The organism is Kitasatospora sp. NPDC036934, from assembly GCF_055608425.1.
The window spans coordinates 36,581-55,471 of the sequence record NZ_JBVJQR010000037.1; the positions used below are offsets into that span (position 1 = coordinate 36,581).

General features: G+C 72.3%; 9 protein-coding genes. 2 read left to right on the forward strand and 7 right to left on the reverse strand.

Going from position 1 to position 18,891, the window contains the following annotated elements:
- Nucleotides 1–3: 3 nt before the first annotated feature.
- From ACZ7BZ_RS34500 to ACZ7BZ_RS34515, 4 genes are all read right to left on the reverse strand, one after another.
- On the reverse strand, nt 4–5,310 hold the full coding sequence (locus tag ACZ7BZ_RS34500; RefSeq protein ID WP_470361794.1) for an amino acid adenylation domain-containing protein: 5,307 nt from the start codon (nt 5,308–5,310) through the stop codon (nt 4–6).
- The gene (locus ACZ7BZ_RS34505; RefSeq protein WP_470361795.1) at nt 5,310–7,229 is read right to left on the reverse strand and encodes a non-ribosomal peptide synthetase; all 1,920 of its coding nucleotides are present in this window, start codon (nt 7,227–7,229) and stop codon (nt 5,310–5,312) included. Before ACZ7BZ_RS34505 ends, ACZ7BZ_RS34500 begins: the two co-directional genes overlap by 1 nt.
- 57 nt (nt 7,230–7,286) lie before the next feature.
- Nucleotides 7,287–8,399, reverse strand: coding sequence for a DUF6421 family protein (locus tag ACZ7BZ_RS34510; RefSeq protein ID WP_470361796.1), 1,113 nt, complete (start codon nt 8,397–8,399; stop codon nt 7,287–7,289).
- Nucleotides 8,400–8,469: 70 nt separating this feature from the next.
- A complete protein-coding gene (locus tag ACZ7BZ_RS34515) occupies nt 8,470–9,126 on the reverse strand; it encodes a helix-turn-helix transcriptional regulator (protein WP_470361797.1) in 657 nt (218 codons plus the stop codon).
- A gap of 315 nt (nt 9,127–9,441) precedes the next feature.
- Between ACZ7BZ_RS34515 and ACZ7BZ_RS34520 the strand changes: the two genes are divergently transcribed.
- Both ACZ7BZ_RS34520 and ACZ7BZ_RS34525 read left to right on the forward strand, forming a co-directional pair.
- On the forward strand, nt 9,442–10,557 hold the full coding sequence (locus ACZ7BZ_RS34520) for a cytochrome P450 (RefSeq protein ID WP_470361798.1): 1,116 nt from the start codon (nt 9,442–9,444) through the stop codon (nt 10,555–10,557).
- Nucleotides 10,558–10,639: 82 nt separating this feature from the next.
- Nucleotides 10,640–11,728 (forward strand): branched-chain amino acid aminotransferase, encoded by a 1,089-nt coding sequence (locus ACZ7BZ_RS34525; protein WP_470361812.1) that lies wholly within the window; start codon nt 10,640–10,642, stop codon nt 11,726–11,728.
- A gap of 64 nt (nt 11,729–11,792) precedes the next feature.
- Here the strand turns inward: ACZ7BZ_RS34525 and ACZ7BZ_RS34530 are convergent, their stop codons facing one another.
- The 3 genes from ACZ7BZ_RS34530 to vioD form a co-directional block, all read right to left on the reverse strand.
- Nucleotides 11,793–12,845: an LLM class flavin-dependent oxidoreductase gene (locus ACZ7BZ_RS34530; RefSeq protein ID WP_470361799.1), complete on the reverse strand. Its 1,053-nt coding sequence runs from the start codon at nt 12,843–12,845 to the stop codon at nt 11,793–11,795.
- Between the two features lie 89 nt (nt 12,846–12,934).
- On the reverse strand, nt 12,935–17,578 hold the full coding sequence (locus tag ACZ7BZ_RS34535; RefSeq protein WP_470361800.1) for an amino acid adenylation domain-containing protein: 4,644 nt from the start codon (nt 17,576–17,578) through the stop codon (nt 12,935–12,937).
- Nucleotides 17,571–18,707, reverse strand: coding sequence for a capreomycidine synthase (vioD, locus tag ACZ7BZ_RS34540; protein WP_470361801.1), 1,137 nt, complete (start codon nt 18,705–18,707; stop codon nt 17,571–17,573). The genes ACZ7BZ_RS34535 and vioD overlap by 8 nt, the downstream gene beginning before the upstream one ends.
- Between the last annotated feature and the right edge of the window lie 184 nt (nt 18,708–18,891).

Below are 18,891 nucleotides of genomic sequence, written 5' to 3' on the forward strand. Positions count from 1 at the left end.
GGGTTACTCCTGCGGGTTGTCGTTACGGTCGGTGTCGGGGTCCGCGGGGTCCGCGGGGTGCGGAAGGGCGGACAGGTCGGGGTGGCCTTCCGGGTCGAGCGGGATGCGGGGCAGCAGCACTAGCCGCTCCGGGATCAGGTACTGCGGCAGCCGGGCCACCAGGTGCTGGCGCACCGCGACCGGGTCGGTCGCGGCGTGCGGCACAGACACCCAGGCGGCCGGCCCCTCCCCGGCGCGGGTCGGGGCGGTGACCACCGCGTCGGCGACCCCGGGCAGGTCCAGCAGGGCCGCGACGGTCTCCAGCAGGTCCGGTCCGTCCGCCGGTCCCGCGAACTCCAGGAGGCCGTCGGGGCGCAGCCGCACCGGCTGCCCGTCGCTCCCGTCCGCCGGGTGCAACCGGGCGAGCTCGCCGACGGCGGCCGGCAGCCCGCCCGCCGTGCGGACCGGGGCCGTGCCGGGGTCGCCGATCGGCACCCGCAGCGGGGCCGAGGCAGGCGACCAGTGCAGGGGCACCTCGTACACCGCGGTCGGCCGGGTGTCGGCCGTCGGGCGGTACACCGCCACCACCCGGCAGCCGGGCGCCAGGCTCCGGGCCCGTGCCACGTCGTGGGCGGTCAGTGAGCCGTCGTTGACCAGGAAGACGTGCCGGAGCAGCGGCAGGACCGCCCCGGGAGCGTGGCCGGTGAGGGCCCGGAGCAGCGGTGCGCCCAGCTCGACGGCGGTCACCGCCGAGGTGCGGAGCAGACGGAGCAGCGCCTCCGGGGCCGTGGCCGACGGCCGGTCGGGCAGCACGAGGGCGGCGCCCTCGGCCGTCACGGCGGCCTCCCAGTGCTCGACGGAGCCTGACAGCGGGGCGAACCGGTCCCCGGCGGACAGCCCCGGGAAGGTGGCCGGCCGCTCCGGGCCGACCCGGTCGCCGTCGTGCACGGGCAGCGCGCGGATGCCGATCTCCGGGTCGTCCGCAGCTGCGGTGAGCACTGCGTCGAGCTGCCGGAGCAGGACCTCCATGGCGGCGGCGTCGTAGCGCTGTGCGTGGTACTGCAGGTCGAAGCGGTAACCGTCGCCGTGATGGTGGACGTCGAGGTTCAGGTCGAACTTGCTGGGCTGCACCGGGTGGGCCGGGGTCTCGACCGTGATCCCGGGCAGTCGCCACTCCGCGTCGGCGCTCTCGATCATGTTCAGCATGACCTGGAACACCGGTGTCCGGGCCGGGTCCCGAACCGGCTTCAGCGCGCTGACCAGTGCTTCGAACGGGGTGTCGGCGTGGCTGCCGTAGCCCTCCAGCGAGGTCTGGCGCACCCGGTCGAGCAGCTCGCGGAACGAGGGCTCCCCGGTGAGCCCGATGCGCAGCGGGAGGGTGTTGACGAACAGTCCGACCAGGGCGTCGGCCCCGGCGGTGGCACGGGTGTTCACCGGCACCCCGACGACCAGGTCGTCCTGGCCCGACCAGCGGCCGAGCACGGTCGCGTAGGCCGCGAGCAGCGCCATGAACGGGGTCACGTCGTGGGCCCGGCAGAGCTGTCGCAGGGCGGCGGACGCCTCCAGGGTGAGCTCCGCACGCACCCGCCCGCCGGCCGCGCTCTGGGTCGGCAGCCGTCGCCGCGCGGTGGGCAGGGCCAGTGCGGGGGAAGCCCCTGCCAACTGCCGCTGCCAGTGCCCGAGCTGAGCGGCAAGCCGCTCGCCGCTCAGCTCGGCCCGCTGCCACGCGGCGAAGTCGAGGTACTGGAAAGGAAGTTCGGGCAGTTCGGCGCGTTCCGGCTCGCCACCCGCCCGGTACAGTGCGGAGAGCTCGCGGAGGATCAGTCCGACCGAGTGGGCGTCGGAGACGATGTGGTGGATGGTCATGCTGAGCAGGTGGCGCTGGTCGTCGACACGGACGAGCAGGCAGTCGAAGAGCGGCCCGGTCGCCAGGTCGAACACCGTGCCGGCCTGGGCGTCGGCCAGGCGCTCGGCCTGGTCCGGGCCGGATTTGCCCGCTTCCCGAACGGTCAGCCGCCAGGACGGGTCGTGCGCGGCCACCCGGGGCCGTGGCAGGCCGCCCTCCGCGGGGAAGCTGGTCCGCAGGACCTCGTGGCGCCCGATCATGGCCCGGATGCTGCGTTCGAGCACAGGCACGTCCAGCGGCCCGGTGAGCCACTGGCGGCCGTGCACGTTGTAGGCGGTGCCGCCCTTGACCATGCTCTCCAGCCAGACCCGCTGCTGGTCGAAGGAGAGCACTGCCGGGGCCTGGGGAGGCCGCGGCGTCACCGCGTCGGGGACGGTCGTGGGGCCCGTCGGAAGGGCGGCGGCCAGGTCGGCCAGCCGCGAGTGCTCGAACACCATGCGCAGTGGCAGCGCGCCGCCGGCCCGGGAACGCAGCCGGCTGAGCATCTCCCCGGCCAGCAGTGAGTCGCCGCCGAGGTCGAAGAAGTCGTCGTCGCGGCAGACCGTGTCCAGCTCCAGGATCTCCCGCCACACCTCGGCGATCAGCTCCTCGTCCGCCCCTCGCGGCGGCTCCCCGCTGACGCCGGCCGGGGCGGCCGGGGCGGGCAGTGCGAGGCGGTTCACCTTGCCGTTCGGGGTCTGCGGCAGTGCGTCGAGCAGCATCAGGCTGCTGGGCACCATCACCACGGGCAGGGTCCGGCGCAGGTACGCCCGCACCTCGTCGAGGTCGAGCGCGGTGCCCTCGCGGGCTGTCAGGTAGCCGGTCAGACGGTCCTCATGGAGCGCCACCACGGCCTCGTGGACGTCCGGGTGGCGCAGGAGGGCGCTCTCGATCTCGCCCAGCTCGATGCGCTGTCCGCGCACCTTGACCTGGAAGTCGCGTCGTCCCAGGTAGAGCAGCGCACCGTCGGCGCGGTACCGGACCAGGTCGCCGGTGCGGTACATCCGCTCGCCCGGGTTCTTCGCGTACGGGTCCGCGACGTAGCGGCTCGCGGTCAGCGAGGGCCTGTTGAGGTAGCCGCGGGAGACGCCCCGGCCGGCCAGGTACAGCTCGCCGACCGCGCCGACCGGCACGGGGCGCATGGCCTCGTCCAGGACGAGGCCGCGGCCGTGCGGCAGCAGCACGCCGATCGGCGGCGGCTGTTCGTTCGGCTGCAGCACGGCGTAGGTCGAGTAGGTGGTGTCCTCGGTCGGCCCGTAGAGGTTGACGACGGCCCGTACGTGCCCGGTGTCGTACAGGTCGTCGACCAGCGTGCCGGTTACGGCCTCGCCGCCGAGCCCGACCACCTGGGTGCTGCGCGGGAGCGCGCCCGCCGCGATCAGGGCCCGGGCCGCGGAGGGCACCGAGCAGACCATCGAGACGTCCACCGGGTCGGACAGCAGCGACAGCGCGTTGTCGACCACCACGGCGGTGCCACCGGTGCACAGCGGGCCGAAGAACTCGAAGACCGACACGTCGAAGCAGACCGACGTGGAGGCGAGCACCCGCGACATCTGCTCGGCGGTGAAGGTCCGCCGGCCCCAGAGCACCATGGGCACCGCGTTGCGGTGGGTGACCAGGACGCCCTTGGGGCGGCCGGTGGAGCCGGAGGTGTAGAGGACGTAGGCCAGCTGGTCAGGGCGGACCGGCGCGCGGTCCACAGGGGTGTCCGGCTGGCGGTCCAGCGCGGCCAGTTCGGCCTCGGTCACGACCAGCCGGGCCCCGCTGTCGGAGAGCATGTACGTGGTCCGGTCGGCCGGGTAGGCCGGGTCGAGCGGCAGGTACGCGCCGCCCATCTTGATGATGCCGAGCATCGCCACGGCCAGCTCCACGGACCGGCCCAGCCGGATGCCGACGATGTCGCCGTCCTCCATCCCCCGCTCGGCCAGCAGATGCGCGAGCCGGTTGGACCGCTCGTCGAGCTGGCGGTACGTCAGGGAGTGCCGGGCGTCCTCGACGGCGACGGCGTCAGGGGTGCGCGCGGTCTGGGCGGCGACCAGCGCCACCAGGCTGGTGTCCGGGTCGTCGGTGTCCGGCCCCTGGCCCCACTGGTCCAGCAGGGTCCGGTCGTCCTCGGTCAGCAGGTCCAGCCGGTCCAGCGGCCGGTCGGGCTCGGCGAGCGCCCGGCTCAGCAGGACCGGCAGCCGGGCGGCCATCCGGGCGGCGGTGCTCGGGTCGAACAGCTCCGTGCTGTAGTCCCAGGTGCCCCAAAGGCATTCGGGCTTCCGCCACAGGTGCAGGTCCACGTCGTACCGCAGACCGGGGCGCCCGGTCGCGACCTGCTGGAGCGGGGCGCCGCCCAGCTGCAGCGGGCCCCACTCGCCCTGGAAGGAGAGGCTGGCCCGGACCAGTGAGCCGTCCAGGTGGCGCCCGGGCGCGAGGGCGGCGACCAGGTCCTCGAACGGCACCCCGCGGTGCGCGAAGGCGCCGAGGCAGGTGGCGCGCACCCGGCGCAGCAGCTCCCGGAAGGACGGGCGCCCGGTCAGGTCCGCACGCAGCAGCAGCAGGTCGGAGAGCAGGCCCACCACCCGGTGCTCGCCGGGGCGGGAGCGACCCGCCTCCGGGGAGCCGACGGCGAAGTCGGACTGCCCGCTGTGCTCGGCGATGAGCCACTGGAACACGGCCAGCACCACCATGAACAGGGTGGCGTTCTCATCCCGCCCCAGGTCTTCGGCCCGGGCCACCAGCTCATCCGGCACGACCACCTCGACGGAGTCCGCACCGAATCCCGGCCGTGCGGGCCTGACCCGGTCGGTCGGCAGGTCCAGTTCGGGGAGGTCGGCGAGCTGCTGCCGCCAGTACGACAGCGCACCGGCCGGAGCCTGGGCGGGGGCGGGCACCGGGACCACGGCGGTGAGTCCGTCCCGGTAGGCGGTGTCGAGGTCGGCGAGCAGCACCTGCATGGAGGCGCCGTCGCAGATCAGGTGGTGTGCGGTGAAGACGAGCAGCCGCTCCTGGTCGGTGAGCCGGATGCCGTCCACCCGGGCCAGCGGAGCCCGGTCGAGGTCGAAGGGCTCCGCCGCCAGCCGCTCGGCGAGTTCCAGCGCCTCCTGCTCGCGCTTGCCGGGCGGCAGGTGCCGCAGGTCCGTCCACCGGGCAGTGAGGACCGCGGACCCGTCGACGGTCCGGACCGGGCCGTCGTCACCCTGCCGGAAGCCACTGCGCAGGTTGGGGTGCCGGTGCAGCAGGTCGGCCAGCGCGCGGTCGAACCGGGCCTCGTCGAGCGGGCCGGTGTGCCGGGCGGCGAAGCGCACGTTGAAGACCGAGGTGCCCGGGTGGAGCCGTTCGAAGACCATGATGCCGTGCTGGGCCTTGGTCAACGAGGCTGGTCCGGCCGGGTCCTGCGGGGTCTCGGGGACCACGGTCCGCCAGCGGTGGACGAGGTTCCGTCCGATGTCGAGGTCCATCACTGTGCTCCCGTACCTTCGTAGACGTCGTTCAGGCGTGTGCGCACCAGCGCCGCGCTGTGCCCGGTGGACAGCCAGCCCGCCAGCAGGGTGTCGGCCACCTGCCGAGGAGTGGCCGAGGTGAGCACGGTCTCCAGCGGGACGGCCAGCCCGAGGGCGTGCTCCAGCACGGCGGATGCCTCGGCCGCCCGCAGCGAGTCGACCCCGAGCGCGACGAGTTCGTCGTCGGGGTGACAGCTGGTCAGTTCGGCGGTGCCCGCGATGACCCCGCAGACCAGTGTGGTCAGGTCGGTGGTGGCGTCGTCGTCGTGCGTGCGGCCGGTGGTGAGCGCCTCGGCTGCCGCGCGGCCCACCGTCACCGCCTGGTCGAACTCGCCGTTCAGGAAGGACTCGCGGGCCGCGAAGCGGCGCACCTTGCCGCTGGAGGTGCGGGGCAGCGCGCGCGGCCGGACCAGCGCCACGACGTCGAGCCGCAGTCCGGTCCGGGCCAGTACGGCCGCCCGGGCCTCGGTCGCGAGTTCCTCGCCGGGGGTGCCCTGCACCTCCAGCAGCAGCACCGGGACGGACGCGGACGGGGTCTCCACCAGGAAGGCCGCGGCCGTCCGGCCGGTCCGGCCCACGGCGTCGAGCGCCGCGGCCTCCACGTCCACGGCGTGGTGGTTCACCCCGCGGTGCACCAGGACATCCTTGGCCCGTCCGGTGATGTACAGCTCGCCGTCGCGGAGGCGGCCGAGGTCGCCGGTGCGCAGGTGGCGCACCCCGTCGAGCTCGCCGAACATCCCGTCGTCGTCCCCGTGTCCGAGGTACCCGGCGGCGATGTGTGGGCCGGCGATCCAGATCTCCCCCTCGGTGCCGTCCGGGACCGGGGTCAGGTCCTCCCGGTCTACCACGACGACCTGCTGTCCGGGTACCGGCCGGCCGCAGCTGACCGGGGCGTCCGGTTCTCCGGCGTCCGGGGACCAGTGGCCGGCACTGACCATGAGGGTCGCCTCCGCGAGGCCGTAGCACGGCAGGAACGCCTCGGGCCGGAACCCGGCCGGGGCGAACTTCCGGGCGAACTCGGTCAGGGTGCGGCGCCGGACCGTCTCGGCTCCGCTGAAGGCCACCCGCCAACTGGACAGGTCCAGCCCCTCCAGCGCGTCGTCCCGGCTGGCCCGCCGGATGCACAGGTCGTACCCGAAGTCCGGGCCCCCGGTGTGGGTGACGCCCGTCTCGCTGATCTGCCGCAGCCACCACATCGGGGCCTTGAGGAAGTCGCCGGGCTGGAGGATGCGGATCGGGATGCCGGCCGCCATCGGCGTCAGCAGGCTGCCTACCAGTCCCATGTCGTGGTACGGCGGCAGCCAGGTCAGGGCCCGGGACTCCGGGTCGAGGCCGAAGCGGTCGGCGATGGCCGCGGTGTTGGCCGCCAGGCTCTCGTGCCGGACCAGCACGCCGCGCGGCCGTCCGGTGCTGCCCGAGGTGTACTGGACGACCGCGACGTCCCGCTCGGCGGCCACGTACGGCGCGGCGCCGTCCGCCTCCGGACCCGGCACCTGGAGCACCGTCGGCACCGCCAGGTCCGGGTGCGGCCCGGCCGCCACCGCGACCGCCGGGCGGGCGTCGGCGATGATCCCGGCCAGCCGGGTGCGGTCGGGGGTGGCGGTGTGGTCCGGGGGAAAGGCCGGGATCACCGGCCGTCCGGCGAGGAATCCCGCGAAAACCGCCACGGGGTATTCCAGACCGGCCGGAAGCGCGATCAGCACAGGGCCGTCGCTGCTCCGGCCGATTCGTCGGGCGAGTTCACCGGCACGGGATGCGATTTGCGAATACGTCAGCGTGCTGACAAGGCCGGAGGTGGCGATGCTTTCGTACGCGACGGCATCCGGGGTCTTGTCGGCCCGGGCCAGCATGACATGAGACAGGGCCTGAACGTCCATGCTCGACAACGTAGTCAGCCGGTCCGGCCACCGGATGTCCCCAAAAAGCGGGGGGCACTAGACCCCGAGCCGCCGCTTGACGTCGGAGAAGAACGGGATGTGCCGGTAGTCCCCGATTTCCGGGTCGTAGTCGGTGTATTCGTTCGTGAACGCCAGCAGTTCCCGGCGGACCTCCTCGACCGGCACGCGGTGGACGCCGGACTCGATGCGCCGGATCTCGTCGAGGAAGCGCTCGAGTACGGCCGGCAGCGCCGGGTCGAGCCCGATCCGGCCCTCGCGCAGCCGGATCCCGTCGTGGCGGATCAGGTAGTTGAACAGCAGTTGCGAGGCCACCGCGTCGTAGTTCGGCCGCGGGATGCCCTCCACCGCGTAGCGCAGCAGCCGCTCGGCCAGGATGTACTCGTATGTCCGCAGGGCGGGACCGGGCGGCAGCCGGTCGTCGTGCAGGCAGACCAGCATGCCGGCGACGTCCACCCGCAGCTCCTCCAGCCCCGCCAGCGGCTTGGCCTTCTTCGCCGGGAGGAAGTCGGGGATCGGCATGTCGCCCTGCCGGTGGTGGTACTCGTGCAGCCGCACCCACCACGAGGACGCCTGCTGGACGACCTCGTCGGGGGCGCCCCGGAGGGAGGGGAAGGAACCCGGCTCCACGATCTCGTCGATCAGCCGCCGGGTGATCCGGTTGTGCCGCTCCACGAACTTGTCGATGAAGTAGAAGATCAGGTCGTCGGGGCGCTGGACCCCGTCGAGGTGGTTCTCCGGGAAGAGCGCGACCACCACGCGGGAGCCGAACCCCTCGGTCCGGCCGCTGATGGTGACGGGCATGGTGGGGCTCGGGTAGCGCTCCGCCAGGTGCGGGTCGGTCGGCAGGGTCTCGTAGGTCAGGTAGTCCAGGCTCAGCCGGGGGAAGTACGAGGCGTCGAAGAGCGAGAAGAGGTGATTGTCCCGCCGGGTGTTGACGTGTGCCTTGACGGCCTCCATCCGCTTGCCGGGCTCGAAGGTGCGCAGATCGTCCATCAGGGCCTGGACCGCGGGCCGCCGGCGCAGGCCCGGCGAGACCTCCAGGCGGCGTGTCAGTTCCTTCAGCGTCGATTCGTCCCGGAGTCGTCCGCGCTCTGGGAGGTCCTGCCGTATCGCGTTGATCCGGGCGAAGACCTCTTCCATCTCGTCCATGGCGTTCCTTCCGTACTGCTGCGGGATCGTGGGAGCTCCCGGCGGCCGGGCGGGCCGGGGCTGCCGGTCCTCACGCCGGGGTGAGGACATGGGCGGACGTCAGTTCGGCCCGAGGAGCGGCGTCACCGGCGGTGTGGTGGCCGGCCCGTAGCATGGCCGCCCGGGTGAGCTCCGCCTTGTTCCCGGCGCCCAGCTTGGAGCGGATCCGCTTGACGTAGGTGTCCACCGTGTGCGAGCTGATGCCCAGCCGGGTGGCGATCTGACCGTGCGTCATGCCGAGAGAGATGTAGCGCAGGACCTGCTCCTCCCGGCCGGAGAGCTTGAGGTCCTTCAAGGGGTTCGACGTGCTCTCCGGAGCGGCGGTGCTCATGGTCTCCGGGCGCGGGGCCGGGCCGCCGGCCACCGACCGGATGGCGCTGGCGATGCGCTCGGCGGGCTCCCGTCTCGCGACGACGCTCACCGCCCCGGCCGACAGGTACGCCCCGGCCTTCTCCGGCGTCCGGTGGTTGACCACCAGCACGGTGGCGTTCTGCGCCATCTCGGAGACGTGCCGCGGGCCGTCCTCGGGGAGCGCTTCGGCGTCCACCACCAGCGCGTCCGCCAGCCAGAACGGCTCCTCCTCCAGTGAGCTGCGGGTGGCGACCACCTGGATGCCGGAGTTCCTCAGGGTCTGGGCGAGGCCGACCAGATAGACCGGCGAGTTGGTGAGAATGTCAATCCTAATCAATTCGGCCTCCAGACTTCAGTAGATGACGGCAGCAAGATCTACCAGACTCTCCGCCTGGTCAAAACCCTGAACCGTTGGACATCGGCACTGCTCTGACCTGGTGTAATCCGCTGCCCCCGATTTCCGGGACGCGACGGTCCGGGGGGCGGACTCTAGGTTCACGGTGGATCTCTGTCGACCCGGGCAATGGAGTTTGCGTTGATGGGAATGAGTGCTCTGACCAAGCGGGAAGAAGCTGAGACGGCGATGCCGGTGCCGGCTTATGACCCATTCGATTACGCGATCCACGAGGATCCCTATCCCACGTACGCGTGGATGCGCGAGAACGCGCCGCTCTACCGCAACGAGGAGCGCGATTTCTGGGCCGTCTCGCGGTACGCCGACGTCAAGGACGTCCTGCGCAACGCCGCCCTGTTCTCCAACCGGAACGGCATCTCCCTGGAGCCCGAGCTCTGGGGCCCCGAGGCGGTCAAGACCAGTCTGTTCCTCGCCATGGACCCGCCCGAGCACGGTGCGCACCGCAGCCTGGTCGGCTCCATGTTCACCCCGGCCCGGGTGGCCGGGCTGGAACAGCGGATCCGGGAGCTGGCCCGCGAGCGGCTGGAGCCGCTGCGCGACCTGGAGCGCTTCGACTTCGCTGCCGACTACGCCGCCGCCGTGCCCAACGACGTGCTCTGCGACATGCTCGGCGTCCCGGCCGACGAGTGGGACCAGATCCGGGCCGACACGGACCAGCTGAACCAGCGCGCGGACGGCTCCGACGAGCGCGGCCCCAACTCGGTGGCCGCGGCCCTGCGCCTGGCCGACTACTTCGTGGACCTGGTCAAGCACATGCGCCGCCACCCCGGCGACAACGTGACGACGCGGATGATCGAGGCCGAGGTCAACGGTACGAAGCACTCGGACGCGGAGATCGTGGCCTTCCTGTTCCTGATGATCAGCGCGGGCAACGAGTCCACCGGCAAGACCCTGGGCAACGCCTGGTACCACGGTCACCTGCTGCCGGACGTCCAGAGCCAGGGCCTCAACGGCCGTGCCGACGAGTGGGTCAAGGAGACCCTGCGGTACGACTCGGCGAGCCAGATGACCGCGCGGACCCTGACCGAGGACCTCGTCCTGCACGGCATCGAGCTGAAGGCCGGCTCCCGGATCGCCGCTCTGCCGGCCTCCGCCAACCGTGACGAGCGGGTCTTCCCGGACGCCCACCGCTTCGACCTCGACCGCGACACCAGCCAGCTCATCAGCTACGGGCGCGGGCCGCACCACTGCCTGGGCTCCGCCCTCGCCAACCTGGAGATGCGGGTCGCCCTGGAGGAGATCGGCACGATCGTCGACGGCTACGAGATCGACCTCCCGCACTCCCGCCGGGTCCACTCCCCGCACCAGCGCGGCTTCGCGGCCCTGCCCTGCACCGTGCACCACCGGTCTTGACCGGCCCTGCCGCCGTACCACCCGTTCTTCGACGACCTGCCCGACCCCTGCCTGGAGGCCAGCGGTGACCCTCGACTTCGACATGATTCCGGCCCGGGAGACGGTGCCGGAGGCCCGACGTGAGGCGATCCTCGCCGACCCCGGGTTCGGCGACCACTTCACCGACCACATGGTCACGATGCGTTGGTCGGAGGAGCGCGGCTGGCACGACGCCCGGCTGGAGCCCTACGGCTCCTTCACGCTCGACCCGGCCACCTCCGTGTTCCACTACGGCCAGGAGCTGTTCGAGGGCATGAAGGCGTACCGGCAGGACAACGGGGCGATCGTGCTGTTCCGGCCGGAGGTGAACGCGGCCAGGTTCAACTCCTCCGCCCGCCGGATGGCGATGCCCGAGGTCCCGGAGGACGTCTTCGTCCGGGCGCTGGAACTGCTGGTGGCCCAGGACCGCGACTGGGTGCCCACCACCCCCGGCACCAGCCTCTACCTGCGCCCGTTCATGATCGCCACACAGCGGGGGCTGGGCTTCTCCAAGCCGTCCAGCAGCTACCTGTTCTGCGTCATCGCCTCGCCCGCCGCCGCCTACTTCGGCGGCGGGGCCAAGCCCCGGGCGCTGACCGTCTGGCTCAGCGAGAACTACTCCCGAGCGGCCCCCGGCGGTACCGGCTTCGTCAAGGTCGGCGGCAACTACGGCGGCGCGCTCGCGGCCTCCCGGGAGGCCCTGGAACGGGGCTGCGACCAGGTGGTCTGGCTGGACGCCGTGGAGCACGCCTGGGTGGAGGAGATGGGCGGCATGAACCTCTTCTTCGTCCACGCCCCCGAGGGCGGCCGACCGAGGATCATGACACCGGAGCTGACCGGCACTCTGCTGCCCGGCGTCACCCGGGACTCGCTGCTCAAGCTGGCGCCCACCCTGGGCATAGACGCGGGCGAGGGCCGGATCTCCACGGCCGGGTGGCGCGAGCAGTGTGCCGCCGGCGAGCTGACCGAGGCGTTCGCCTGCGGCACCGCCGCGGTGATGGCACCGGTCGGCCGGGTCCGGGGCGTGTCGGGCGGCTGGACCGTGGGGGATGGCGAGCCCGGTCCGATCACCATGCGGCTGCGCGAGGAACTGCTGGGCATCCAGTACGGGCGGCGGTCCGACCCCTTCGGCTGGATCCTCAAGGTCTGCTGAGCAGCACGCGAACGGCGAAGGGCCCCTCCGCGGAGGGGCCCTTCGCCGTTCGCGTGCCGGACGGTCAGGAGGCGGTGGCGAGCCGCAGCTCGGCCAGCCGGTGCAGGGAGTCCGTAACCTCGTCGTGCGGCACCCCGAAGTCGATCAGGCAAGCCACCTCGTCGACGCCGACGGCCTCCAGCGCGTGTACCGTCCGGACCCCGTCCTCGACGGTGCCGAACAGGCCGCTGCTGGTGAAGTAGCGGTCGAAGGCGTGGCCGAGCAGGAACTCCTTGTCCCGCTCGGGCAGCCGGTTGACGTCCAGCCCCGGCGGCAGCAGGCCGGACGCCGCCTTGACGATGAGGTCGACGGAGCTGCGCAGGTAGTCGGTCAGCGGCTTGCGCACCTGCTCGCGCACCCGGTCCCGGTCGTGGCCGACGAGCGTGTGCAGCATCAGGACGACGTGCCCGGGGGCGTCGTCGCCGTGCGTTTCGGCCAGCTCCTGCCGGTACCGTGCGATGTTCTCGGCGAGTTCGGCCACGTCCTGGCCGAGCAGGTGGGTGAGCACGCCCGCGCCTAGTCGGCCCGCGGCGCGGAAGGTGTCGGGGGAACCGGCGCTGGTGATCCAGACCGGTAGCCGTGGCTGTACCGGTGCCGGGTAGATCCGTACCGGCCGCTTCTCGCCGTTCCCGTCCGCGAAGTCCACCTGCTCGCCGCTCCACAGCCGGCGCACCGTGTCGACGGTGTCCAGCAGCGCGTCCTTGCGGTCCGCGTAGTTCTCCGGCCGCAGGACGAAGTCCTGGGCGTGCCAGCCCGAGGCGAAGGAGACTCCGACCCGCCCGCCGGAGATGTTGTCGACCACCGACCACTCCTCGGCGATCCGAGCCGGGTGGTGCAGCGGGGCGACGACGCTGCCCGCGCGGATTCCCACCCGCCGGGTGACGGAGGCGATCGCGGCGCCGGTGACCGCAGGGTTGGGGTAGAGGCCGCCGAACGAGTGGAAGTGACGTTCCGGCGTCCATACCGCGGTGAAGCCGTGGTCGTCGGCGAACCGTGCGCTGTCGAGCAGCAGCCGGTAGTTCCCGGCCTCGGCCGAGTGGCCGCCGGAGTCGGCGAAGAAGAAGAGGCTGAAGTCCATCACTGCCGTCCTTGGTCGGGCTGGAAACGGTGCCGTCCCCGGTGTCTCCGGCGGCCACGAAGGCCGCCGGAGACACCGGAGACGGACTGTCAGAACCGGCTGATGAGTTCGTCGAGCTGCCCCTGATCCACCCGCGCCAGCGGGAAGTCGGACGGGGTGTGCACCGAGTCCTCGGGCCGCAGGTCCGGCTCGGCCTGGTGGCGGAGCTCGGCGAGCAGGCGCTCGGCGAGCCCCTCCACCGTCCGCCGGTCGTGCCGGTCCTCGCCGTACGACCAGCGCACCACCAGCTCGCCGTCGCGGACCGAGGCCCGGACCTCGAACGGGTACGGCCGCGGGGCCGCGGGGTCGGTGTCGGGACCGGCAGGTTCGCAGGCCGGTCCGTCCTCCTCGCCGAGGTAGCCGAACAGCAGGTCCGCCGGGGCGTCCGGCAGCGGGTCGGGGTCCTGCCGCAGCAGCTCCCAGCCGGTGCCCTCGGCCGGTACCGTCCGCAGTGTCTCCTTGACGGCCCGGACCCCCGCGACCGGTGAAGCGTCCGGCTCCCAGGTCAGGACGACCGGATGGACCCGGGTCAGCGCGCCGACCGTCCGGCTCAGGTCGACGTCCTCGAACACCGGTGCCCGGTCGTGCCGCTCCAGGTGCACCAGCTGCCGCGCTGCACCGCTCCAGCCACCCAGCGTGCGGGCGAGTGCGGCGAGCAGCAGCTCCTCGGTGCGGCAGTTCAGCGTCTCCGAGACGGTGTGCAGCAGCGCGGCGGTCGTCGGGGCATCCAGGGTTGCGGTGAGCGTCCGCTCCACCACAGGGATGCCGGCCGCGTCGGCGGGCAGGCCGCCCGGTGCCGATACGGCCTCCCAGTACGCGCGCTGCGACTGGACCTCGTCGGTGGCGGCGTACTTGGCGAGCCGCCGGTGGTACGACTGCCAGGAGGTGGTCTTGGCCCGCAGCCGGATCTGCTCGCCCGCCGCCGCTTGCTTCAGGGCGCTGCGGAGGTCCGCCAGTACGATCCCCAGCGAGGTCTCGTCGGCGACCAGTCGGTGCAGCACCAGGACCAGCTGGTCCGGCCGCTGCCCGTCGTGGCGGATCAGCGCGGCGCGCAGCAACGGGCCCACGGCCAGGTCGAGGCCGAGCTGCAGCCCGGTGTGGACCTCCGCCAGCCGGGTGTCCCGGTCCGCATCGGTCGCGTCCGACAGGTCGTGCTCCTCGAACGGGGTCAGGTCGCCGCGCGGGGCGATCCGCACCTTGGTCCGCGGGCCGGCCAGCAGGAACCGCTGGCGCAGTCCGTCATGGTGGCCCAGCAGCGCCTCGACCACCTCCCGCACCTGGTCGGCGTCGGTCCGGTCCGGCAGCTCCAGCACGGCGGAGCGGTTCCAGTGCCGGGGCTCGGGCACCTGGGCGGTGGCGAACCGGCGTTGCCCGGGGGCGAGCGGCACCGGCCCGGTGACGTCGCCCTGGACGGCGTCGACGGCCGGTCCGGCGGTGGCCACCTCCGCCAGGGCGGCGATCGTCGGGTTGGTGAACAGGTCGTACGGGGACAGGTGGAGACCCTCCTCCTGGGCCCGGGCCACCACCTGGATGGCCAGAATGGAGTCCCCGCCGACCTCGAAGAAGTTGTCGTGGATGCCGATCCGGCCGACGCCCAGGACGGGTTGCAGAATCTCGGCCAGCCGCAGCTGCATGGGAGTCTGCGGAGAGACGTACACCTCGTCCGTGGTGGGGCGCAGCCCCTCCGGGGACGGCAGCCGCTTGTGGTCGACCTTGCCGTTCGGGGACAGCGGCAGTGCGTCCAGCTCGATGAACGCCGAGGGCACCATGTAGGCGGGCAACTCCCGCTCCAGGTACCGGCGCAGCTCCTCGACGGTGGGCATGCCCGCACCGTCGGGGACCACATGGGCGACCAGGCGGCGGTCGCCGGGGGTCGGCTCGTACAGCGTCACGACGGACTCGGCGATCTGCGGGTGCCGGTCCAGCACCGACTCGATCTCGGTGGGCTCCACCCGGAAGCCGCGGATCTTGATCTGGGTGTCGACCCGGGAGATGAACTCGAGGTTCCCGTCCGGACGCTGCCGGACCAGGTCTCCGGTGCGGTAGAGCCGTCGACCGGCCTGCTCCGGGTCGGCGACGAACCGCTGCGCGGTCAGCCCCGGGCGCCCCAGGTAGCCACGGGCCACGCTGACGCCGCCGATGTACAGCTCGCCCGTCGCGCCCACCGGGACGGGCCGCAGGCGCCGGTCGAGTATCCGCAGGTCCGCGGAGGGCAGCGGGGTGCCGATGGGCAGGTTCGGCCAGTCGCGGACCGGATCGCGCGGGTCGACGCGGAAGAAGGTGGAGCTGACGGTGGTCTCGGTCAGGCCGTACACGTGCAGCAGCGGCACGCCCAGCCGTCGCCACATGGCCAGTCGGTCGGGCAGCACCCGCTCGCCGCCAATGATCACCAGGCGCATGCTGTCCGGCAGGTCACGGCCGGTGCGGTCCAGCTCGCGCACCCATTCGTGCCAGTACGCGGTCGGCAGTTCCATGACCGTCAGGCGCTCGCGCGCGATCAAGTCCACCAGGTCGACCTGGCCGCTGATGATGTGGCCGGTCGGGATGACCACGGTGCCGCCCGCCAGCCAGGTCGGGAACAGCTCCTCCACCAGCACGTCGAAGCCGGGCGAGGCGAACTGCAGGAACCGGTCGCCCGCGCCGAGGCCGAGCCGGGCGACCACGTCCCGGGCGAAGGTCGCCAACGACCGGTGCTCGACGACAGCGCCCTTGGGACGGCCTGTCGACCCGGAGGTGTAGACGATGTACGCCGCCGAGTCTGGGGCGGGCAGCTCGGGCAAGTCGTGTGCGACGTCCCCGCCGGGCAGCGGACCGGCGTCGAGAAGGACGGTGCGGAAGGGCAGGTCACCGCCGGTGCCGGCGGCGAGCGCCGCGGCCGCCTCCTGCTCGGTGACCAGGACCGAGGCGTCGGCGTCCGCGAGCATGAACGCCGTCCGCTCCGGCGGGTAGCCGGGGTCCAGCGGCACGTACACCGCACCGGCCTTGAGCACGCCCAGGATCGCCGAGGCCAGCCGCGGCGAGCGGCTCACCAGGATGCCGACGCGGGACTCCGGGCCGACGCCCAGTGCACGAAGGTGGTGCGCCAGGCGGTTGGCGGCCTCGTTGAGCTCCGCGTAGCTGGTCTCGGTTCCGTCGATGATGACGGCGGGGGCGTGCGGGGCGAGCGCGACCTGGCGCTGGAACAGCTCGACGAAGCCCGGCTCGGCGGTGGCCCCGGCGTCCGTCCCGGTCGCAGGGACGGTCGCCCCGACGGTTCCGGTGGCCAGCTCCACCCCGCCGACGGTGGTGTCCGGGCTCCGGACGAGTCGACGCAGGATGCGGTCGAACTGCTCCGCGAACAGCACGACGGTGTCGGTGTCGAACATCTCCGTCATGTAGATCCACTGCAACTGCAGTGTCTCGGCACCCGGATTGGCGTCCAGCGTGAGCGGCGCGGCCGCCACGTTCACCTCGATCGGCTCGGCGCTGATCCGCAGCCCGGGTACCTCCAGCGTCCGTTCCGGGGTGCGCACGTCGATCCACATGTGGCTCATCGAGGTCTGCGACGCCTCGTGGCCCAGGCCGAGCTGGCCGATCAGGCGCTCCATCGGCAGGTTCTGGTGGTCGTACGCGGTGAGCACGGTGCTGCGCGCCTGCTGGACCACGTCGCGCAGGAGCATCTCCTCCGTCACCTGCATCCGCAGCGGCAGCGCGGTCACGAAGCAGCCGATCAACTGCTCCGTCTCGGTCCGGTTGCGGCCGGAGACGATTTCGCCGATGACCATGTCGTCCTGGCCGAGGTACCGGTGCAGCAGGACGGAGGTGGCGGCCAGCAGGACCACCCCGAGGGAGACCTTCTCCCGTTCGGTGTACTGCCGCAGCTCCTCGGCGAAGTCGGCGGGCAGGTCCACGAAGTGCGCGGCGCCGGCGAAGGTGGGCCGCGCGGGGAAGGGCCGGTTGCTGGGCAGAGTGAGGGCGCCGGGGATGCCCTCCAGCGTCCTGCGCCAGTGCTCCACCTCGCCGGCCACGCCCTCCTCGCCGAAGCCGCGCTGCCAGGAGGCGTAGTCCCCGTACTGGATGTCCAGCGGGGGGAGGATGTCCTCGGCGCCGTTCTGGTGGCCGATGTAGAGGGCGGCGAATTCCCGGACCAGGATCGCCACCGAGACCAGGTCGGCGGCGGCGTGGTCGGTGGTGATCAGGACCACGTGGTTGTCCTCGCCCATGCGCAGCAGCGAGGTCCGCAGCCGCAGCGGGTGAGCCGGGTCGAAGGGCTTGACCACCTCGGCTTTCCACCGCCGCAGTACCTCCGCCTTCTGCTCCTCGGCGCTGAGGCCGGTCAGGTCGGTGACCGGGGTGGGCACCGGGGTGACCGGGTGCACCACCTGCACGCGCTGCCCGCCCTCCCGCAGCTCCACCGTGGAGCGCAGCACTTCGTGCCGCTCGGTGACCTCGGTGAGGACCCGGCCCAGCAGGTCGAGGTCGAGGGCGCCCTCGACGCGGAACGCGCCGGGGATGTTGTTGGCGGGCCGGAACTGCCCGATGGCCCACTCGCGTTCCTGCTGGAAGGCCAGGGGAGTGGGCTCCGAGCGGTCGCGCGGTGCGATCCGGTTCTCTGCGGTACCACCGAGCGCGGCGGTGCGTTCGGCGAGCCGCCGTTCGAGGAGGGCCCGCTTCTCCGGGGACAGGGCCGCGATGCGGCTCTGCAGGTCAGTCATGATTCACCGTCATCCCTGCGTCTTCACGCAGCACTCGTTCCAGGAGCGAGAGCCCCGTTGTCAGTTCCTTGGTCGTGGCGCCGAAGCCCAGTCGCGCGTGGCTGCGGTAGGCGTCGCCGAAGCAGTCGCCCGGTACCAGCAGCACCCGGTGCTGCTCGGCGAGCCGGCGGCAGGAACGGACCACGTCCGGCTGCCCGGGGAACTCCACGAAGGCGGACACCCCGCCGGCCGGGGGCGTCAGCCGCACCAGCTCCGGCAGGCGGGCGGCCCAGTCGGTGAGCAGGCGGAGGTTGTGCTGGGCGTGTTCCTTCTGCAGGGCCACGATCTTGTCCGCGTTGCGGACGGCCTGCTCCGCGAAGAACTCCAGGACGGGCGAGACGTAGAGCGCGATGTAGTCGCGCAGCAGGGCCATCCGGGCCAGCAGCTCGGGCGGGGCCACGCACCAGCCCACCCGGAGGCCGGCCAGGCCGTAGCTCTTGGAGAAGGTACCCCAGACGACGGCGCGCTCGTACTGGATCGGGATCGGCAGCGGGTCGGTGGTGTAGGTCAGTTCGCCGAACGCGTGGTCCCACACCAGCCAGGCGCCCGCCTCCTCGGCGATCGCGACCAGTTCCCGCTGCTGCTCCGCGGTGATCGAGGCCCCGGTGGGGTTGTGCGGGAAGTTGACCACGATCATCCGCGGGCGCGAGCGGGCGAGCTCCCGCAGCCGGCCGAGGTCGACGGAGAAGCCGTCGGTGACGTCGAGCTGCCAACGGGTGATCCGGCAGCCGCGGGAGGCCGCGATGTCGTGCAGTTGTTGGTAGGCCGGGTCCACCACGATCACTTCGTCACCCGCCTCCAGCAGCAGCTGCATGACCAGGTAGATCGCCTCGCTGGAGCCGTGGGTGACCATCATCCGATCGACGTCGCCGCTGGTCCACCTGTCGGCGAGGGCGCTGCGGAGGCCGCTGCCGCCGTAGCTCTCGCTGTCGTGGAAGATCATGGTGTCCAGTTCCGACAGCTCGAATCCGCAGATCGCGCGCAGTTCGGCCATGGTCAGATCCCGGACACCGCTGCTGCCGATGTCGTGGTCGACTTTGTGGTAGTAGTCGCGCATCCACGCCTCAAGCTTGGCAATGGCGATGTCCATAACGATGCCTATCCCGTAGCGGTAGCTGGGCGGCACTGGTCGCAGGGCCCGCCGGCCGGTTCCGGCACGAGGCGGGACGGGCGGCCGCCCTCGCGGAACCCTAGGCGCGGACCGCCGCAGACGGGCGTCCTCGATTCACGGGACGGGGCCGCGGGAGCCACTCTTAGTAACGTGGCCGCGCGGC